This is a genomic window from Kribbella sp. NPDC051586, from assembly GCF_044453965.1.
In the GTDB taxonomy this organism is placed as follows: Bacteria; Actinomycetota; Actinomycetes; order Propionibacteriales; family Kribbellaceae; genus Kribbella.
This window is the reverse complement of record NZ_JBITDF010000002.1, coordinates 152,401-170,977: the sequence shown is the minus strand read 5'-3', so window position 1 is coordinate 170,977 and position 18,577 is coordinate 152,401. Positions and strand designations below refer to the sequence as shown.

The 18,577-nt window shown below is 69.6% G+C and carries 18 protein-coding genes; 7 read left to right on the top strand and 11 right to left on the bottom strand.

All coding sequences use genetic code 11. From position 1 onward, the window contains the following. The first annotated feature begins 15 nt into the window (after window positions 1-15). Window positions 16-867, top strand: a complete 852-nt coding sequence (locus ACIA58_RS11275; RefSeq protein WP_396403507.1) for a hypothetical protein — start codon at window positions 16-18, stop codon at window positions 865-867. Between the two features lie 4 nt (window positions 868-871). Here the strand turns inward: ACIA58_RS11275 and ACIA58_RS11270 are convergent, their stop codons facing one another. The 9 genes from ACIA58_RS11270 to ACIA58_RS11230 all read right to left on the bottom strand — a co-directional run bounded on the left by ACIA58_RS11270 (window position 872) and on the right by ACIA58_RS11230 (window position 11,467). After that, window positions 872-1,624, bottom strand: a complete 753-nt coding sequence (locus tag ACIA58_RS11270; RefSeq protein WP_396403506.1) for a hypothetical protein — start codon at window positions 1,622-1,624, stop codon at window positions 872-874. Beyond that, window positions 1,624-2,142: a SigE family RNA polymerase sigma factor gene (locus tag ACIA58_RS11265; RefSeq protein ID WP_396403505.1), complete on the bottom strand. Its 519-nt coding sequence runs from the start codon at window positions 2,140-2,142 to the stop codon at window positions 1,624-1,626. Before ACIA58_RS11265 ends, ACIA58_RS11270 begins: the two co-directional genes overlap by 1 nt. Before the next feature lie 45 nt (window positions 2,143-2,187). Then, window positions 2,188-5,022, bottom strand: coding sequence for a cyanophycin synthetase (cphA, locus tag ACIA58_RS11260; RefSeq protein WP_396403504.1), 2,835 nt, complete (start codon window positions 5,020-5,022; stop codon window positions 2,188-2,190). A 7-nt stretch (window positions 5,023-5,029) separates the two neighbouring features. Next, window positions 5,030-6,088 (bottom strand): cyanophycinase, encoded by a 1,059-nt coding sequence (locus ACIA58_RS11255; protein ID WP_396403503.1) that lies wholly within the window; start codon window positions 6,086-6,088, stop codon window positions 5,030-5,032. Window positions 6,089-6,131: 43 nt separating this feature from the next. Next, window positions 6,132-7,043 carry a hypothetical protein gene (locus tag ACIA58_RS11250; protein ID WP_396403502.1) on the bottom strand — a complete coding sequence of 304 codons (912 nt, stop codon included), beginning with the start codon at window positions 7,041-7,043 and terminating at the stop codon, window positions 6,132-6,134. 75 nt (window positions 7,044-7,118) lie between these two features. Then, window positions 7,119-8,477, bottom strand: a complete 1,359-nt coding sequence (locus ACIA58_RS11245; protein ID WP_396403501.1) for a glycoside hydrolase family 16 protein — start codon at window positions 8,475-8,477, stop codon at window positions 7,119-7,121. A 42-nt stretch (window positions 8,478-8,519) separates the two neighbouring features. Then, the gene (locus tag ACIA58_RS11240; protein WP_396403500.1) at window positions 8,520-9,398 is read right to left on the bottom strand and encodes a GNAT family N-acetyltransferase; all 879 of its coding nucleotides are present in this window, start codon (window positions 9,396-9,398) and stop codon (window positions 8,520-8,522) included. A 57-nt stretch (window positions 9,399-9,455) separates the two neighbouring features. Further along, on the bottom strand, window positions 9,456-10,679 hold the full coding sequence (gene serB / locus ACIA58_RS11235) for a phosphoserine phosphatase SerB (RefSeq protein WP_396403499.1): 1,224 nt from the start codon (window positions 10,677-10,679) through the stop codon (window positions 9,456-9,458). A gap of 53 nt (window positions 10,680-10,732) precedes the next feature. Then, window positions 10,733-11,467 (bottom strand): hypothetical protein, encoded by a 735-nt coding sequence (locus ACIA58_RS11230; RefSeq protein WP_396403498.1) that lies wholly within the window; start codon window positions 11,465-11,467, stop codon window positions 10,733-10,735. Between the two features lie 61 nt (window positions 11,468-11,528). Between ACIA58_RS11230 and ACIA58_RS11225 the strand changes: the two genes are divergently transcribed. From ACIA58_RS11225 to ACIA58_RS11210, 4 genes are all read left to right on the top strand, one after another. Beyond that, window positions 11,529-12,311 carry an ABC transporter ATP-binding protein gene (locus tag ACIA58_RS11225; protein ID WP_396403497.1) on the top strand — a complete coding sequence of 261 codons (783 nt, stop codon included), beginning with the start codon at window positions 11,529-11,531 and terminating at the stop codon, window positions 12,309-12,311. A gap of 452 nt (window positions 12,312-12,763) precedes the next feature. Further along, entirely contained in the window at window positions 12,764-13,291 is a 528-nt protein-coding gene (locus ACIA58_RS11220; protein ID WP_396403496.1) for an NfeD family protein, read from the top strand. Between the two features lie 161 nt (window positions 13,292-13,452). After that, entirely contained in the window at window positions 13,453-14,604 is a 1,152-nt protein-coding gene (locus ACIA58_RS11215; RefSeq protein ID WP_396403495.1) for an SPFH domain-containing protein, read from the top strand. A 108-nt stretch (window positions 14,605-14,712) separates the two neighbouring features. Next, on the top strand, window positions 14,713-15,459 hold the full coding sequence (locus ACIA58_RS11210; protein ID WP_396403494.1) for a sulfite exporter TauE/SafE family protein: 747 nt from the start codon (window positions 14,713-14,715) through the stop codon (window positions 15,457-15,459). Between the two features lie 33 nt (window positions 15,460-15,492). Here the strand turns inward: ACIA58_RS11210 and ACIA58_RS11205 are convergent, their stop codons facing one another. Next, window positions 15,493-16,143, bottom strand: a complete 651-nt coding sequence (locus ACIA58_RS11205; protein WP_396403493.1) for a TetR/AcrR family transcriptional regulator — start codon at window positions 16,141-16,143, stop codon at window positions 15,493-15,495. Window positions 16,144-16,193: 50 nt separating this feature from the next. On the opposite strand from ACIA58_RS11205, the gene ACIA58_RS11200 reads away from it, so the two are divergent. Both ACIA58_RS11200 and ACIA58_RS11195 read left to right on the top strand, forming a co-directional pair. Next, window positions 16,194-17,147, top strand: a complete 954-nt coding sequence (locus ACIA58_RS11200; protein ID WP_396403492.1) for a zinc-binding alcohol dehydrogenase family protein — start codon at window positions 16,194-16,196, stop codon at window positions 17,145-17,147. A 26-nt stretch (window positions 17,148-17,173) separates the two neighbouring features. After that, window positions 17,174-17,614 carry an organic hydroperoxide resistance protein gene (locus ACIA58_RS11195; protein WP_396403491.1) on the top strand — a complete coding sequence of 147 codons (441 nt, stop codon included), beginning with the start codon at window positions 17,174-17,176 and terminating at the stop codon, window positions 17,612-17,614. Window positions 17,615-17,722: 108 nt separating this feature from the next. On the opposite strand, the gene ACIA58_RS11190 is transcribed toward ACIA58_RS11195, so the two are convergent. Further along, complete coding sequence (locus ACIA58_RS11190) at window positions 17,723-18,547, bottom strand: helix-turn-helix domain-containing protein (protein ID WP_396404967.1); 825 nt, start codon at window positions 18,545-18,547, stop codon at window positions 17,723-17,725. Window positions 18,548-18,577: the final 30 nt, after the last annotated feature.

Below are 18,577 nucleotides of genomic sequence, written 5' to 3'. Positions count from 1 at the left end.
TGGAACGGGGTTTGTATGCGCTACCTGTGGTCGATTCCGGCCGCGGTGGTCGCCTGGTTCGTGGGCGGCTTCTCCGCGACGTACCTGAAGGGGCTTCCGGACGGTGCGACGTACTTCGTGCCGCCGCGGATCGATCTCGTGGTGCTGGGTGGGTTCGCGGGCGGCGTGCTGGCCGGCTTGCTGATCGGCCGGGTGCGTGCCGCCGTACCGGTGGTGCTGGTCGTTGCCGCCGGCATGTGGTGGCTGACCGGGAACTCGTTCTCCGACCGCGACATGCTGATCACGTTGCTGGCGGCAAGCGCTGTCGGTGCGTTCTTCGGTGCCGTGGGCACCAGAAGCTCGGTGGTCGCGGCGTTCGCGCTCGCACTCCCGGTGGCGTGGTACGCGCAGCGGCCGGCCGAGCAGCTGGCCGACTGGCGCTGGCTGTGGCAGCTCAACGGTCTGCTGGTCGGGGCCGGTCTCGCACTGCTGCTGTACTTCGCCTGCTGGAAGCGGGGCTGGCGATCGGTCGGCTCCTGGATTCCACTGGCAGGGTTCTATCTCGTCTGCAACGGCGCCGTCGAGGCCGTGCAGGTGGTTGCCCGCTCCAACGGGAAGCCGATGGACGCGGTCGGGGATGCGTCGACCGAGGCGTTCTTCCAGTCGTTCGAGCCGCTGCTGCGCGAGTACTGGCCGTGGATGGTGGTCGGCGTACTGCTCGCGGTCCCGATGGTCGCCCTGAAGCTCCGCGCCCTTCCACCGCCACCGCCGCCTCCGGACCCGTACGCCGACCGGTCGAACGACGCAGTACTGTCCGACGACCTCGACTGGATCGACGAGCAGGAAGCCCCACGCCGTCTCCTGCCCCGCCGCCAGCCGGTGAACTAGCTCCTCACCGCGGGCTCGGGGCTACCTTCCCGGCCGCATCCAGCGGCGTGACTGCGGTGACCTGGGACTCGGCCGCGTTGACCACCACCGCGAAGAACCTGAAGCGGCTGCTGTTCGGCGTACCGATCGCATCGGTGTCGTAGGTCTTGCCGCCTGCGGTGATGCGCACCTTGCGCGCCTCCGCCGACACCGCACCCATGACCATCGTGAGGTTCAGGGGGGAGCCCAGGTTCGGGATCACGGCCGGGACGGTCTTGTACTGCGAACGCTGGTCGGGCTGCCAGTTCTCGTAGAAGCAGCCTTGGGCGCCGCCGAAGCTCTTCGCCGGACCCTCGTCGGTGATGACGAGACAGCCGTCGCTGTAGTACGACGCGACCGCCCAGTGCTCATTGGGGATGCTGCCGTCGGTGACGTAGAAGGCCGGCGCGTATTTGAGCGCGTCAGACTGCTGTGTCGTGAACGCCGGCTCGTCGGACCACGGCTGAGGAAGCGGCGTGTACCTGAAGTCGAGGTTCTGCGACCCCTGCGACGGACTCGGCGAGGGCCTCGCGACGCCGGGCTCCGCCGACTTGATCGAGCCGATGACCGAGCCCGCCACAACGACGGCGATCGCTGCGGCCGCCGCGCACACCGCGGCTGCCGTCCGCCGACGCAGCTGGCGACTCTTGATCCGCGACCGGATCGGCGCCGCGGGATCGGCTGGTTCGGGCCGCTCGTCGGTGAGCAGCGCGAGCTTGGCTCCCAGATCGTCAGTCATCAGATCCCCCTTTCGGTGAGGTCGGCCAGTTCGTCCGGGGTGGCGAACGTGACGTCGGTGCGGAGCGCCTCCAGACCACGGCGGGTGTGCTGTTTCACGGCGCCGACCGAGCAGCCGAGGAGGTCCGCGACGGTGCGCTCGGACAGGTCCTCGGCGTACCGGAGGTAGACGGCGGCGCGCTGCCGTGGGCTGAGGCGAGCCATCGCCTGGTGGATCGCGAGGCGTTCGTCCACCTGGACCGTGGCCGGATCGACGACGGTCTCCGGTGGTGTCTCCGTGGGGCGTTCACCCCGCCAGCGACGGCGACGGGCAGACAGGAAGGCGCTGGCGACGATCTTGCGCAGGTACGCCTCCGGGTTCCCGTCGTGCACCTTCCGCCAGTGGAACCAGAGCTTGGTGAACGCCTCCTGCGCCAGATCCTCGGCCTTCTGGTGGTCCAGGGTCAGGGCGTACGCGAACCGCGCGGTCGCGGTCCACCGCGCCCGCACGAACTCGTCGAAGTCATCCTCGGCTGTCATCCGCACACCCCTACAACGCGATGAACAGCGTCGCAGGGTGACAGGTCACGCCAGTTCTCGTTCAGATTCCGCGGGTTCGTCGTCCGGCCGGACGAAGTCCGGGTCGCCGGCCTCGTCGCCCGAGTGGGCGCCGGCCTGGGCGAGGTGGGAGACGGACTCGAGCTCGGCGAGGACCGACTGGTGCTGGTCGACGCAGAGCACGACGAGGTCGCCCGGGTTGGACCGGCTGAGGGCGTGCTTGACCGCGTCCAGCTCCTCCAGGACGGTGTCGAGCTGCCGGCAGCGTGCGCCCTGCTCCATCGCGGCCCGCACGCCGACCTCGACCAGCGCCGCCGACTCACCGCGCTTGCGTCCGCGCAGCCGCGCATCCTCGCGGACGACGACCACGTCGAAGTGCTGTGCCGCGACCTCGCCCAGTTCGCGGATGTCGTCGTCGCGGCGGTCGCCCGCGGTCGCGATCACGCCGATCCGCGACGGCCGCCCCAGCTCCGACGACGCGGTCAGGCTCTCGCCGAGACGATCCACGAAGTCGCCGAGCATCCGCATCGCCGGCGCGTTGTGGCAGTAGTCGACGATCACGGTCCGCCCGTCGACGTCGATCTCGTTCAACCGCCCGGGCGACAGGTAGTACGACGTACTGAACGTCCGCAGGCCCTGCCGGATGTCGTGCAGCGACGCACCCGCCGCGAACGCCGCCGCGGCCGCCGCCATCGCGTTCTGCACGTTCATCATCGCGCGCCCGCCGAACGTTGCCGGGAGCAAGTGAGTCCACGCGAGCTGCATCGAGCGGCGACCGTGCTTCACCACGATCATGTCGCCCAGATCGGACCGCTCCAGCACCACCGCGCGACCACCGCGCCGGCAGTGCCCCTCGATGTAGTCGCGGACCTCGCTGCCCGGCTCGGCCATGCTGAACCACACCACCTGGCCCGAGCACTTCCGGCGCATCTTCCGCACCAGCGGGTCGTCGGCGTTGAGTACGGCGTACCCCGTCCGCGGCACCGCCTCGACCAGGACGGCCTTCACGTCGGCGAGCTGCTCGAGCGTCTCGATGCCCCGCATGCCGAGGTGATCGGGCTGGATGTTCAGCACCACGGCGACGTCGTTGCGCTCGTACCCGAGGCCCTCCCGCAGGATCCCGCCGCGCGCCACCTCGAACACGGCGAAGTCGACCCGCGGGTTCTGCAGCACCATCCGCGCCGACTTCGGCCCGGACGCGTCCTGGCGGATCACCAGTCGCTCGTCGATCACGATGCCGTCGGTCGAGGTCATCCCCACCTTGCGGCCGAGTCCCTTGAAGACGTGGCTGATCATCCGCGCGGTGGTGGTCTTGCCGTTCGTCCCGGTCACCGCGACGATCGGGATCCGGCTGGTCGCGCCCGGCGGGAACAGCATGTCCACCACCGGCTTCGCGATGTACTGCGGCTCGCCGATCGTCGGGTTGGTGTGCATCCGGAACCCGGGTGCCGCGTTCACCTCGCAGATCGCGCCGCCGGTCTCGCGCACCGGCTGGGTGATGTCGGGGCAGATGAAGTCGATGCCGGCGATGTCGAGCCCGATCATCCGGGCCGCCTCCTCGGCGATCTCGACGTTCTCCGGGTGCGCCTCCCAGGTCCGGTCGATCGAGATGCCGCCGGTGGACATGTTGCCGGTGAGCGTCAGCTTCACCATCACGTCCTCCGGCGGTACGTCGTCCAGCTCGAAGCCCTGGTCGCGGACGAGCTGCCGGGCGGCGGCGTTGATCGTGATCCGGGTGAGGATCTTCTCGTGGCCGACGCCGCGGCGCGGGTCGGCGTTGGTGATGTCGACCAGCTCGGCGACGGTGTGGACGCCGTCGCCGACGACGTGCGCGGGCACGCGTTCGGCGATCGCCTCCATCCGGCCGTTGATGATCAGGCAGCGGTAGTCCTTGCCGGTGACGAAGTTCTCCACGATCACCGACCCGCGCCGGGACTGCTCGGCCGCGATCGGGAACGCGTCCCGGACCGCGTCGGCGTCCTGCAGGTTCAGGCAGACGCCGCGTCCGTGGTTGCCGTCGAGCGGCTTGCACACGACCGGGTAGCCGATCTTGTTCGCGACCGTGACGGCCTCGTCGACCGTGCGGATCGATTCCGACCGCGGTACCGGCAGGCCGGCGGACGCGAGCAGCCGGGTGGTGAGGTCCTTGTCGCTGGCGACGTCGACCGCGATCGAGCCGGTCTCGGACGTCATCGTGGCCCGGATCCGCTTCGCGTGCACGCCCTGGCCGAGCTGCACCAGGCTGGCCTTGTTCAGCCGGATCCACGGGATGTCCCGGGACACGGCCTCGTCCACGATCGCCTGCGTCGACGGGCCGAACGCGGTCCGCTCGGCCTGCTTGATGAACTTCTCCAGCTCGGTGGTGAAGTCGAACGCCGGCTGTCCATTCTTCATTTGGGGCTGGACCAGGTTGTTCACGAACCGTACGGCGAGTTCGCCCGCCGCGAGGCCGACCGCCTCGTCGGCGTACGCGTAGGTGATGTTGTAGATGCCGGGTGAACCCTTCACCTGCCGGGTCTTGCCGCGGCGCATGTCGTGGCCGGCCTCCTGCTGGAGCTGGAGCGCGACGTGCTCGGCGATGTGCCCGAGCCACGTGCCTTCGTGCAGCCGCTCGATGAATCCGCCCCGGCGGCCGCGGGAGCAGTGGTGCTGGTCGAGCCGGGGGAGGTCGGCCAGGAGTCGCTCGGTGAACCCGGGAATGGTGTTCGACGGGAAGTTCTCCAGCGAGCCGAGGTCGACGACCAGTTGGATCGCGGGGTCGTAGCTCCAGACGTTCGGGCCGCGGTAGACGCGGGTCTCGATGATCTTCAGGTCGGGGGAAGGGGCTGGGGAGGGGGCGACTGTACTGCTGGTCTCGGTCATGCGGGCATCACTGTTCTGGTTGCGTGCGGTCGGGGAGTTCGGAGTCGGCGCCGGCCGTGATCGGCTCGGTCGCCTCCGGTCTGGACTCCCCGGCCCCTATCGCAGTGGCTGACTTCTTCGACGTACGGCGTCCCGCCCGTTTCTTGCGGTCCGCGTAGTACTTGGGTGAGACGCCCTCGGCCGCGATCTCCTGGGCCAGCTTGCGCAGATCCGCCTCGGCCGCCTGCATCTCGGCGAGCTCGGTCGCCGGCGGCTGCTTGCCGAAGGACAGCAGGACGCGGTTCTGCAGGTCGAACGTCGCGGTCGCCGGCAGCACGTGCAGCACGACGCCGGACGCGAGCAGCGGCTCGGACCGGCCGGCGTAGTGTCCGTTGGACTTGATCCGGCTGCCGTCGAAGATCGTCACCGCGCCGCGGCCGACGACCTCCAGGTGCGAGCCGCGGAAAACGGCGGCGGTGTCTTCGTCGACGCCGATTCCGAGCAGGCCGGGGGACTGGGCGACCAGCGACAGGAGGCGGCCGTACCGGTTCCGCTGGGCGAAGTGCTGGTCGACGATCGCGCCCTGGACCAGGCCGAGGCCGCCCGACAGCTGGCTCATCCGCTGCCGCGGGGTGGCGCCGGACCGGCCGAACGCGATCATGTGCTCGGCCAGGATGCTCGCGCCGGCCGAAGTACCACCGACGGCGGCGCCACGCGCGTGGGCGGCCGTGACCGCCCGGCCGAACGCCGTACCGGTGACGACGCCGGCGAGCTTGAGCTGGTTGCCGCCGGTCATGAAGACGCCGGTCGCGTCGTTCAGCGGGGCGATGAAGGCCGGGTCGTCGGCGTCCTCCCGATTCTCCGGGCGAACACCGACCACGCTCTCGGCCCCGAGCGCCGCGAACAGCGCCCGGTACACGTCGATGACATCGGGCCCGAGCGCCGACGCGGTAGGCACCACCACGATCCGCGCCTTGGCCCCACCAGCCGCCTCCACGAACTCCTGCAGCACCGTCCGCTTCTTCAGCTTGTCCTCGGCCCCACCGATCGCAAACAGGGCACCAGGCCCACCCTGCAGTTCAGACATAGGCGAAGGATAGGTGCTCACCCCCGATTCGGCCGCAATCCGGTCACCGAGCCTGCAGCACAGCCCGCCCCTTGATCCGCCGGTCCAGCACGGCCTCGACCACGTCGACCGCGTTCCGCCAGGACTCTTCGACCTCGACACCGACATCGAGCTTGAAAGCCGCGACCAGGTCGATCAACCGCTTCAGATCGGTATGGATGGTGTCCTGCGCAGTCACCTCGTCGAGGTCGCCGAGGAACTGGATCCGACCACCCGCGGAGCGATGCCGCCTCCGGATGCGGAAATTCACCTGTTCGTCCCGGTCAGGGGTTGCCACCACTACCAGTAGGCCCTCCGGCTCCAGCGACTCGATGGCCTCGCCGAGAACTGCGCCGCCGACGGTGTCGATGGTCAGGTCAGGCAGGTACCGGACACTGTCGGTCACATGGTGCGCACCGGGAATCCCGTCGAGTGGGCGGTGGCTACCGGGCGCTGTCTGGCCAGGTCGCACGACAGCTCTCACGTCAGCACCCGACAGGTTCGCCAGTTGACACGTGAGCCGCCCGACTGCACCCCGTGCTCCGATCACCATCACCCGTTTGCCGACCAGGAACCCGCCGAGCTCCAGCGCGCGCAGCGCCGCGAGCCCAGGCGTTGGAAGTGCGGATGCTTGTACGTCGGCGACGTTGTCGGGCGTCAGAGCAAGCCTCGTGAACGGGACGGCCACCCATTGGGCCCACGCGCCCCGTCGTACCGTGCCGAACACCCGCGCACCTGGAACGGGAGTGGCCTTGGCCGTCGGATTGATGACGGCCGGCGACTGCTCGAGCTCGCCGGCGAAGTCCCAGCCCAGCACGGAGCCGTCGCGGAGCGGGTCGGGGTCCAAGCGATGGGGAGGCTGCGCGAGGTCCAGCAGTTCGCGCCGGTTCAGGCAGAACCTCTTCACCCGGACGATCGCCTCGTGCGACAGCGGCACAGGGTTGGGAACCTCCGTCAGCGCGACGGAGGTTCCCTTCCTGGTAAGAGCCAGCACTCTTCGACCGTACGGCGGTCAGTGGCCGAAGGTGAACCAGTTGAGGTTGACGTAGTCGGAGGGTTGGCCGCTGGTGAAGGTTATGTAGACGGTGTGGGTGCCGGTGACTGCGGACATGTTGGCGGGGATTGTGCGCCACGATTGCCAGCCGCCGGTGTTGCCTACGGCGAAGCTGCCGATCGGGGTGCTGGTGCGGCTGTCCAGGCGTACTTCGACGAGGCCGCTGACCCCGCCCGCGGCGCCTGACGCGACTCGGGCCACGAATTGCGTTGCAGGGGTGCTGCCGAAGTCGATGCCGTTGTACTGTGCCCAGTCGCCGTTGCCGATCTGCATCAGGTTCTGGCCGCCGCCGCTGTCCGTCGTGGTCTCCGACCCCATCCCGGACTGCTGCGTGTACGACTCGGCCTGCAGCGTGTTGTACGCCGACGAGCCGCCCGGCGGGGGAGTCGTCGGTGGCGGAGTGGTGCCGCCGCCCTTGGTCGACACGGCCACGTAGTCGACGACCATCGGGTGGTCCGGCACAGTCGAAGCGCGCGGGGTGGGACCGTTGAGCGCGTCCGGGAACGCGCCGCCGATCGCGAGGTTGAGCAGCACGAAGTACCCGGCATGCGACGTCATGTTCGCCCAGGTGTCAGCCGGCAACTGCTCTTGGCTGACCGAGTGGAACTGCTGCCCGTCGACGTACCACCGCAACTGGTTCGGCGACACCGACGTGTCCCACTCGAACCGGTACGTGTGGAACCCGGACTGGCAGGTCGAGCCCGGGCACGCGCGGTTCGCGCCGATCCCGGTGGTCTCGTTGCACGGGCCGCCCGGGCTCACGCCGCAGTGCAGCACGCCCCAGACCGAGTTGATCCCGTTGACGTTCTCCATGATGTCGAACTCGCCGATCCCCGGCCAGTTCCAGTAATTCCCGCGGTACGGCGAGCCGAGCGCCCAGAACGCCGGCCAGTAGCCGAGCGCCGCGTCGCCGGTGACGTTGGGCATCTGGATCCGGCTCTCGATCGCCAGCACACCACCCGACGGTGGCTTGAAGTTGCTCCGCTGGCTCTCGATCCGCGCCGAGGTCCAGTTCCCGGCGGCGTCGCGGCGCGGGGTGATCTTCAGGTTCCCGGTGCCGTCGAGGGAGAGGTTGTCCGGACTGTTGGTGTAGTTCTGGATCTCGCCGGTACCCCAGTTCCCGGGGCCGCCCGGGTAACCGTGCCCGGTGTCGATGATCCAGTTGGAGCCGGACGGCAGACTGCCGCTCGACCCGTCGAAGTCGTCACTCCACACCGTCGTCCAGCCGTCGGTAGGCGGCGGGACACTCGCATGCGCGAGCGGGACGACGGCCAGCAGAGGCGCCAGCAGCGCAAGTACTAAGGGGCGGGTACGCATGAACCTATGAGAGCGCTCTCATGGAGCAGTGTCAACAGCTCGTCACAGCTGCTTCCGGTAGACCGTCGTACTGCGTCGCACCCGCATGCCGAGGCGTTCGTACATCGCCAGCGCGCCCGTCCCGGAATGCGTCCAGAGCGTCAGCGTCTCCTTGCCGCGGCGGCCGGCTCCCAGCGCCGCCTCGGTCAGCAGCGCGCGGGCCATGCCGCGGCCGCGGAAGTCGCGCCGGACGGCGAGCTGGTCGACGTACCCGTCGGGGGAATCGGGGAGCTCCAGGCTGATCACCGCGCCGACGATCTCGTCACCGGCGACCGCGACCGGGGACAGCTCGGCGTCGAAGCTGTCGCGCTCGATGCTCGTGCCGGCCCATTCGTCGTACTCGTGCCGCCGCGGCTGCCAGTCGTCGAACGCGTCCTGCACCACCTGGTGCACCACCCGCGCGTCGTCCGGCGCGAACGGCCGCAGCGTCACGCCTTCGGGCACCAGCGGCTCAGCCCCGTCGACCGGGCGCTCAAGCAACCAGTTCGTCGCGAGTACCTCGTACCCACGACCGCGAAGCAGCTTCGCGCCGCCCAGGTCCGCGTCGTCGACCGTCTGCGCGAGCCAGGGGCTCTCGTGTTCGCGGGCACGTCCTTCGGCCCAGTCGACCAGCTCGCTCCCGAGGCCGCGGTCGACGTACGACGGATGGACGTCGACCTGCGAGCGACGCCCGCCGTGGACCCATGCCCAGGCGGCGATTCCGTCGGGCGCCTCGACGACCCGGGTGTCGAGGTCGAGCGTGATCATCGGGCGGCGCAGGTCCGCGGCGATCGCGTCCTGAAGCGAGTGGACCTGGCCGTGCCAGGCTTGTTCGTTGGCGGCGATGATCGCGTGGATCGCCGGTGCGTCGTCGAAGGTCGCGGGTCGGGTCTGGAACTCCATGACCCGATCCTGCCGCATCCCGGCCGACCGGCTGCGACCTGTTGCAGCTTGTTGCGATCAGGCCGGGGTCTCGGCGTCCGCGGCCTCTACTTCCTCGCGGGTGATGCCGAGCAGATACAGGATCGTGTCCAGGTAGGGGACGCTGAGGTGGGTGTCGGCGGCCGCACGGACGACCGGCTTGGCGTTGAACGCGACGCCCAGGCCGGCGACGGCGAGCATGTCGAGGTCGTTGGCGCCGTCGCCGATGGCAACGGTCTGCGTGAGCGGCGTACCCGAGCGTTTGGCGAACTCGCGCAGCGCGGTCGCTTTGCCCGGCCGGTCGACGATCTCGCCGACGACGCGGCCGGTGAGTACGCCGTCCACGATCTCGAGCTCGTTCGCCTTGGCGTAGTCGATGCCCAGCTCGGCCGCGAGCTTCCCGGTGATCTGGCTGAAGCCGCCGCTGACGATCGCGAACTGGTAGCCGAGTCGCTTCAACGTGCGGACCAGGGTGCGGGCGCCCGGCGCGAGCTCGATCGCGGCGTACACCTCGTCGAGCGCGGACATCGGCAGGCCCTGGAGCGCCGCGACCCGGTGCCGCAGGGACTCGGCGAAGTCGAGTTCGCCGCGCATCGCCTTCTCGGTGACGGCGGCAACTTCCTCCAGCCGGCCGGCGTGCGCGGCGAGCATCTCGATCACCTCACCCTGGATGAGGGTCGAGTCGACGTCCATCACGATCAGCCGCTTGGCCCGCCGGTACAGCCCGCCGTCCTGGACCGCGATATCCAGCCCTTGCCGGACGCCCTCCAGCGCGAGAACCGTGCGCAGCGTCTCCGGGTGGACGCCGGATACGGCGATCTCCATCGCGGTGACCGGGTACCGCGCCATGCGGCTGATCCGGTCGATGTTCGCGCCGGTGTCGGCGATCCGGCCGGCGACGGCGGCGAGTCCGGCGGCAGACAGCGGGTGCCCGATCACGGTCACCTGACTGCGGCCCTTGCGCCGCGGCTCGTTGTCGCCGATACCTTTCTTCACCGAGATGTCGACGTCGAGCAGGGTGGCGAGCGCCTTCAGCTCTTCCTTCACGTCCTTGTGGTCACGCGGCGCCGACAGCAGTACGCCGAGCACCAGGCGCCCTCGCAGCACGACCTGCTCGGCGTCGATCACCTCGAGCCCGCGCGTCGCCAGCGTGGACAGGACGGCCGACGTCAGCCCCGGCCGGTCCGACCCTGTCAACGTCACCAGAAGCGTCGGCCGCTCGGCCGCCGCGGTGTCAGCCTCAACCTCACTGGGATCAGTCATCGCACCCCGAACGCTACCGATATGAGATGACCGTCCGATGGCCGGTCCAGATCTCAAGCATGAACCGGCGGCGCGCAGGCCGCGACCAAGGCGCGGCGGGCCGCGGCGGCGAGGTCGAGGAGAGCGCGCCGGCGCGCGTCGGCCTCGGCTCCGGTGACCGCGGATCCGTCGTCCTCCAGCGCGGCGTCGGCGATCGCCAGACAGCGCCGGGCGGTCGCGGCGGCCTTCACCGCGCGTGGCTCGTAGCCCGGAGCGAGATCGTCACCGCGGCCACGACCGATCTTGCGGATGTCGATCAGCGCATCCGCGACCTCGGGCTTCCAGCGCGCGACATCCAGCGCGGCCAGCGACTCGGCCGCGTCGATCAGCGCCAGCCGCAGACCACGGTCCGCCTCGCCGAAGTCCGCGGGCGCCGGGCTCGCCGCCGGCAGCACGGACCACTGCACGGCCGGTCCGACGTACGACGGAACCAGTCCGAGCTCGGGCCCCGTGAGTACGACGGCCTCGCCGGTCTCCAGGGCGGCCTCGTTGAACGAGGGCGGTCCGGCCAGTCCGATCGGGTCGCCCGGCACGGGCAGCGCCAGGTGCGCCTGCGTCGTACCCGCCGCGCGCAACAGATTCAACGCGACCGGGAGAGTGGCCGGCTCCGGATGGTTGGCGAAGCCCGCGACGTGATGACCGACGTCATCGCCGAGGATCTTCTGGGCAGCGGTGTCGGGATCGCAGGCGCCGGTCAGCATCGCGTTCGTCCAGACCGTGAACCGTACCGAGGCGGAGGTCGTCAGCACGCCCGCAAGTCTCTCACCACCCGACCACACGCCCCCAACGACGACCCCTTAGGTTTTGAGCATGACTGCAGTGGTGGAGCTGGCCGGGGTGACGATCGTCCGTGGTGGAGCGCGGCTGCTCGACGGGATCGACTGGACGATCGACGAGGCCGACCGCTGGGTGGTGATCGGGCCGAACGGCGCGGGCAAGACGACCCTGCTGCAGATCCTCGCCGCGCAGCTGCACCCGACGTCCGGTGTCGCCGGCCTGCTCGGCGAAGTACTGGGCGCCGTCGACGTCTTCGAGCTCCGGCCGCGGATCGGACTCACCAGTGCCGCGTTGGCCGACCGGCTGCCCAAGAGCGAGCGGGTCTCCGACGTGGTCGTCTCCGCGTCGTACGCCGTCCTCGGCCGATGGATCGAGCAGTACGACGACCTGGACCACCAACGCGCCGGCGCACTGCTGGCCGAGCTCGGGATCGGGCACCTCGCGGACCGCACGTTCGGGACGCTGTCCGAGGGGGAGCGGAAGCGGGTGCAGATCGCCCGCGCGCTGATGACCGACCCCGAACTGATGCTGATGGACGAGCCCGCGGCCGGCCTGGACCTTACGGGTCGCGAACAGCTGGTCCGCTCGCTCAGCGCGATCGCGACCGCCGTCGGCGCCCCCGCGATGGTCCTGGTCACCCACCACGTCGAGGAGATCCCGCCCGGCTTCACCCACGCCCTGCTCCTCAAACAGGGCCGCGTCGTCGCCGCCGGCCCGATGGACGAGGCCCTCACCGCCGAAACCCTCAGCGACACCTTCGACCTGGCCCTGACCCTCAAACAGGAAGACGGCCGCTACACCGCCCGCGCCCTCTAACCCACCCACCGCCACCCACCTGCCGCCCACCCACCCGCGGCCCACCTGCCGCCCGCCCACCCGCGGCCCACCTGCCGCCTACCCACCCGCGCCCACCTGCCGCCCATCCACCCGCGGCCCACCTGCCGCCTACCTGCGGCCCGCCTGCCGCCCGCCTGCCGCCCGCCGCCGCCCGCCGCCGCCGCGGCGGATCCCCGTCTCAGGGGCCAACCCCTTAGTTGATGGGATGCGGAGGGAGAATCTGGGTCCGCAACCCACCAACTCCGGGGTCGGCCCCTAAGACGGGGAAGGGTCGGGGCGGGCGTTGGCGAGGGTGGGGGCGCGCGACGGGGAAGGGCCGGGGCGGGCGAGGGGGAGGGGGCGGGGAGCTAGAGGGGGCGGACGGGAGCGGGGGGACCGGGATGTGCGTCCAAACATCTGCTTGCGGGCCCCAACGTGGATAGGCTTGGGAAATGATGGATTGGCTGCGGGACAACATGTGGGCGGCATGGCTGACGATCGCCGCCGTCCTCGGCCTGGCTGAGCTGGCCTCGCTCGACTTCACCCTGCTGATGCTGGCCGCCGGCGCGCTCACCGCCGCGGGCGTCGCGGCGTTCTTCCCGGGACTGCTGTGGCTGCAGATCGTCGTCGGGTTGATCACCGCGGCCGCGATGCTCGGTGCGATCCGGCCGATGATCGTCCGCAAGATCCATCACGGTACCGAGCTGAAGACCGGCTCGGCGCACATCATCGGCCGGTCCGGGACCGTGGTGAAGGAGATCCACCCCGACGGCGGCGGCTCGATCCGGCTGAACGGCGAGCTCTGGACCGCCAAGCCGTACGACGAGATCTCGACGATCGCCCCGGGAACGCGGGTCGAGGTGATGCACATCGACGGCGCGACCGCGGTCGTGTACCCGGTCGGCGAACCGTTGCACCACCAGCTGGACCTGCCCGAACCGACCCAGGATCCCAAGCCGTCGGACCCGCCCCAGAGCTGAACGGTTGAGTGGGCCCCTCCGCGCAGTAGTGTCGAAAGTGCAGGACGGTTGAAGTAGCTGTTCGATCAGGCAGCCGACGCGCCGGGGAACCGGCAGGCCGGATGGCCCGTCGATACGAAAGACTGTCCGTGCGTTTAGCGTTCTGCCGAGTGGAGGGTCAAGTGACCGCGTTCCTCATAGTCCTGGCACTGGTCGCCTTAGTGGTGATCGTGACCTTGGTCAAATCCGTCCGGGTGGTGCAGCAGCAGACTGTCGGGATCGTCGAGCGGTTCGGGAAGTTCAAGACCGGCCTGCAGCCGGGCCTGAACCTGTTGACCCCGTTCGTCGACAAGGTCCGCTACACCATCGACATGCGCGAGCAGGTGGTCGCGTTCCCGCCGCAGGGTGTCATCACCGAGGACAACCTGATGGTGTCGATCGACTCCGTCATCTACTTCCAGGTGAACGACCCGGTCCGGGCGACGTACGAGATCTCGAACTACATCCAGGCCATCGAGCAGCTGACCATGACCACGCTGCGAAACATCATCGGTGGCATGGACCTGGAGCAGACGCTGACCTCGCGTGAGGAGATCAACGAGAAGCTCCGGTACGTGCTGGACGAGGCCACCGGCAAGTGGGGGATCCGGGTCAACCGGGTCGAGCTGCGCTCGATCGACCCGCCGCCCTCGATCCAGGACTCGATGGAGAAGCAGATGCGCGCCGACCGCGACAAGCGCGCCGCGATCCTCACCGCGGAAGGTATGCGGCAGTCGGCCGTCCTGTCCGCCGAGGGTCAGAAGCAGTCCGCGATCCTCACCGCCGAAGGTGACAAGCAGTCCCGCATCCTGCGCGCCGAGGCCGAGCGGCAGGCCCGGATCCTGAAGGCACAGGGTGAGGCGCAGGCCATCACCACGGTCTTCAATGCGATCCACGCCGGTAAGCCCGACCAGGGTCTGCTCGCGTACCAGTACCTGCAGATGCTGCCGTCGATCGCCCAGGGCGACGCGAACAAGCTGTGGATCGTCCCGAGCGAGATCGGGGACGCGCTCAAGGGTCTCGGCAGTGCGGTCGGCCAGGTGGCCGGCATCACGCAGAAGGCCGAGGGCGAGTGGCACGCGCCGGAGCTCTCCAACGGCGAGGTGCCGGAGCTCGACTCGTCCGCGGCCGCGCCGGCAGCGGTTGCCGAGGCCGACAATGCGGTCCGCGAGGCCATCGCGGCTGCTGAGTCCGCGGCGGTCAGCACCCGCAGCCAGGCCGCGCCCAGCACCCCGTCGATCCCGCCGCCTGCTCCTTCCCAGGAGCCGCCGGCCGCGGAGCCGCCGCAGCGCTGAAAGACAGTGGAAGAGGGCCTTTCCGGAGCAATCCGGAAAGGCCCTCTTACTGTTCAGTCGTCGGACAGATCTGCGCGGGGGCAGTCAGGTGCGTAAAGTCTGTCATCGATGACTTGGTACGAGGCGGTGTTCGTCCTGCTGGCGGGGATGGGCGCGGGAACGATCAACGCGGTGGTGGGGTCGGGCACATTGCTCACCTTCCCCGCGTTGCTTGCCGTCGGCATCCCTCCGGTGCTGGCGAACGTCAGCAACACCGTCGGTCTGGCGCCCGGTACCGCGGCCGGCGCGATCGGCTACCGCCGCGAGCTCGAGGGGCAGCGCGGCCGCATGCTGCGTCTGATCCCGGCGTCGCTGGCCGGCGGCATCGTCGGGGGAGTGCTGTTGCTCACCCTGCCCGATTCCGCGTTCCACGCCGTCGTGCCGGTGCTGATCCTGCTCGGCTGTCTGCTGGTCGCGTTCCAGCCCTGGCTGTCGAAGTGGATCAGTGCTCCGTCGCACCTGCACCGCGGCGCCTGGTGGGTGATCCCGGCCGTCTTCGCCACCGGTGTGTACGGCGGGTACTTCGGCGCCGCGCAAGGCGTCCTGCTGATGGCGATCCTCGGTCTCGGCCTGGACTCGAACCTGCAGCGGATGAACGGCCTCAAGAACGTTCTGGCCACGGTCGTGAACAGCGTCGCGGCGATCCTGTTCATCATCGTGCACGACATCGACTGGCTCGCGGCCGGCCTGATCGCGGTCGGCTCGACGATCGGCGGATTCGTCGGCGCGCGCTACGGCCGCAAGCTGCCGCCGATCGCACTCCGCGCCCTGATCGTCTGCATAGGCGTCCTGGCCATCGTGACGTTGGTGTTCTGAAGGAAAGAGAAAGAGAAGGGGAGGATGTGGTCGTCACGCTGGTGTTCTGAGCTGCAGACCGGCCAGCAGTAGATCGAGGCCGTAGTCGAACTGCTCGTCGCCGCCCGTCGTCCGGGCGAGCTCCGGCGCCAGCTCGACCACCGACGGGAAGTCCCGCGCCGACAGCGACTCCATCGACGCTCGCAGCCGTCGCCATGCCTCGGGATCGCGGCGCTCGGCCGCCATCTGGATCTCCCACGAGGTCGATCCGAGCACGTAGGTGAACAAGGTCGTGTGCGTCCGCGCCGCCGTCTCCGGTTCGAACCCGGCCGCCCGCAGTACGCCGAGCAACCCCTCGGCCACCCGCGCCGTCTCGTGCCCGCTCAGCGGCCGCCCGGCGAGTAGTTGCGCGAGGCAAGGATGCTGCAGCATCAGCAGCCGCAACGAACGGCACACGGCCCGCACCTGGTCCGGCCATTCCGCATCGACCGGTACGGCGGGGAGCAGACCCATCAGGTGATCGCGAACGGCGTCGTACAGATCGTCCTTGTTGCGGAAGTAGGTGTAGAGCGCCATCGGCCCGACGCCGAGCTCGGCGGCGACCCCGCGCAGGCTGAACGCGTCGGCGCCCTTGGCCTCCATCAGCTCCAGCGCCGTCCGCACGATCAGGTCGGCACTGAGGGTGTTCCGCGGCGTCCTGGCCATGTGACCCAACTCCCTTCGATCCTCCTAACGTACAGTGTATAGTACGGTGTATGCGAGCCATTCAGATCACCGAGTTCGGTGGACCCGAGGTCCTGAAGATCAGCGATGTCGCGGAGCCGGTCGCCGGCGACGGGCAGGTCCTGATCACGGTCGACCGCGCGGGTATCAACTACGCCGACACGCACCAGGTCGAGAACAGTTACCTCTCCAAGGCGGAGCTCCCGATGATCCCCGGCGGCGAGGTGGTCGGCCGTACTCCGGACGGCCGTCGCGTGGTGGCGCTCACCGGGTCCGGTGGGTACGCGGAGAAGGCGCTGATCCACCCGATGCGGGCCTGGGACGTGCCGGAAGGCGTCACCGACGGTCAGGCGCTCGCGCTCATCGTGCAGGGCACCACCGCGTGGTACATGCTGAAGCACTCGTCGCACCTGCAGGCCGGTGAGTCGGTCCTGGTCCACGCGGGTGCCGGCGGCGTCGGCCACCTGTCGATCCAGCTCGCCAAGCTGTGGGGCGCCGGCCGGGTGATCGCGACCGCGTCGTCGGCGGAGAAGCGGCAGCAGACCCTCGAGCTCGGCGCCGACGTCGCCATCGACGGTACGCCGGAAGGCCTCAAGGACCGCATTCTCGAGGCGAACGGCGGCAAGCCGGTCGACATCGTGCTGGAAATGGTCGGCGGCCCGACGTTCGACGAGTCGTTCGCCGCGCTGGCGCCGTTCGGCCGCCTGGTCACCTTCGGGTCGGCCGGCCGCGAGGCCGCCAAGCCGATCGAGGCCGTCCGGCTGATGAAGGGCTCGAAGACGATCGCCGGCTTCTGGCTGGTCGACTGCCTCCGCGACCCGCAGCGCTTCGGCGCCGCGCTGACCGAGCTGTTCGAGTTGACCGCGAGCGGCAAGCTCCGCCCGATCGTCGGCGGGGAGTACGCGCTCTCCGATGCCGCCACCGCTCACGAAGACATGCGTGCGCGCAAGACCGTGGGCAAGCTCCTGCTCGACCCCACCCGCTAGACCTCACTTCATAGGAGAAGCCAGATATGACGATCGCTGTTGAGAAGGTTCTGTACACGGCCCGCGCCACCGCGGACGGCGGCCGCGACGGCAAGGTGTCGACCGACGACGGCAAGCTCGCCGTCACGGTCGCGCCGCCGGTCGAGATGGGTGGCAACGGCAACGGCACGAACCCGGAGCAGCTGTTCGCAGCCGGGTACGCAGCCTGCTTCCACAGCGCGCTGAAGCTGGTCGCGCGCAAGGCCCGCCAGGACCATATCGACACAGACGGCTCCACCGTCACCGCCGAGGTGGGCATCGGCCCGATCAACGGCGGCGCCGGCTACGGCCTGCAGGTCGAGCTCGTGGTGAGCCTGCCGGGTGTCGGGCGCGCGGTCGCCGAGGACCTGGTCGCCAAGGCGCACGAGGTCTGCCCGTACTCCAACGCCACCCGCGGCAACATCAAGGTCGACCTCCAGGTCGCCTGATCCGCTGCCCCGTCTCAGGGGCCGGCCCCGCAGCTGGTGGGTTGGCACCACGCATGCAACCCCGCAACCCATAAGCCGAGGGGTTGGCCCCTGAGACGGGGGTGCGGGCTAGAGCCGCGTGAGGGCCTCTTTGAGGAGGCCCTCGGTTGCGGAGACCGGGGCTGCCGAGATGGTCAGGCCCTCCATGATCGCGACGTACTCGTCGACCTCTTCGAGCTTGTCGAGGTACAGCGCGCTGGCCGCGTGCTCGATGTAGACGATGTCCGGCAGATCGCCCTCCGGGAACCGCAGCAGGCTGAACGCGCCACCCGCACCGGCGTACCCGACACTGCTGAACGGCATCACCTGCAAGGTGATGTTCGGCTGCTGGGACCACATCATCAGGTGCTCGATCTGCGCCCGTAGGACCTTCTCGCCACCGACCGGCCGGTGCAGCACCGACTCGTCGATGACCACCCAGAGGCGGGCCGGGTTCGCCCGGGTGAGGATCTGCTGCCGGGTTACCCGGAGCTCCACCCGCTGGTCGACCTCCTGGTGCGGCAGGAACGACGACTTGCCGAGCTGGACCATCGCCCGCGCGTACTCCTCGGTCTGCAGCAGGCCGGGGACGAACATCACCTCGTAGGTCCGGATCAGCGCCGCGGCGACCTCGAGGCCGACGTAGTTGGTGAACCAGCTCGGCATCACATCGCCGTACCGCGACCACCAGCCCGGGTTGTTCGCGGCCCGGGCCAGCTCCATCAGCCGGAACCGCTCGTCCTCGTCGGCCAGCCCGTACAGCTCGAGCAGGTCGCTGACGTCGCGTTCCTTGAACCCGACCCGGCCGAGCTCCATCCGGCTGACCTTGGACTCCGAGGCCCGGATCTGCCAGCCCGCGTCGGCGCGACTGATCCCGGCGGCTTCACGCATCCGCCGCAGCTGCCCACCCAGCATGATGCGAAGGGCGGTCGGCCCACCGTCGCC